This is a genomic window from Massilia pseudoviolaceinigra (genome assembly GCF_030846505.1).
Classification (GTDB): domain Bacteria; phylum Pseudomonadota; class Gammaproteobacteria; order Burkholderiales; family Burkholderiaceae_D; genus Telluria_A; species Telluria_A violaceinigra.
In genome coordinates, this window is sequence record NZ_JAVCWL010000132.1 from 1 (window position 1) to 640 (window position 640).

The window sequence follows — 640 nt, forward strand, 5'->3', positions numbered from 1 at the left end:
CGCGTGCCACCTGTCGGCACGGCTACCTGGAAGCCGGCACCGACCAAGGAGACGGCCCCGTTGGCATCGATTTGAAACGCGGCAGGCAGCACTTGTGGCGGAGGAATCGGTGGCACATAGCGAACACCGCCAGTAAGATCGCTGGTTGCATTCAGTCCGCCGGCCAGCAGCGCGGTCGCCGTCGCGTCATCCACCGTCAGGATGGTCTGGGGGCGATGGCCCTTGTACGTTGAAAGCAGGCGGATGGTTTTCGACATGATTATTTCGCCTTCGATTTGTGGGTTTTGTTCAAGGCCGCGTCATCCATCTTGTTCTCATGTGCGTCCGCCATCTTGGCGCCGGCATCACGCGAATCGGTCGCTTCTCCCTGCGGCGCTGGCTCGCTCGCTTCCGCTGGCGTGTGACGCTCCTTGAGAATCTCGATCAAACCCGCCTTTGCCAGTTCGTGCGCCTCGACCAGCTCGATCGTGTCCGTGTCGCCAGCGGCCATGCTCAGGCGGCCGTGCGAGAACTGGTCGATCGCTTTGATTTTCGTTACTGCCATGTCGTTCTCCTGGTGGCCGGCGGCCGTGTTGCGCCGCCGGCGGGGTTGATTACGCCAGCGCGCCTTTTACGAACGCTTCGGGACGATTGACCACCA

Annotated in this window: 2 protein-coding genes; both read right to left on the reverse strand. The window is 62.0% G+C overall.

The genetic code is table 11. The annotated features are described in order from the left end of the window. Positions 1–257, reverse strand: a 257-nt coding sequence (locus RBA40_RS33415; protein WP_306653221.1) for a hypothetical protein, incomplete at its 3' end; no start/stop codon positions are given. A 2-nt stretch (positions 258–259) separates the two neighbouring features. Next, complete coding sequence (locus tag RBA40_RS33420; protein WP_306653223.1) at positions 260–544, reverse strand: hypothetical protein; 285 nt, start codon at positions 542–544, stop codon at positions 260–262. Between the last annotated feature and the right edge of the window lie 96 nt (positions 545–640).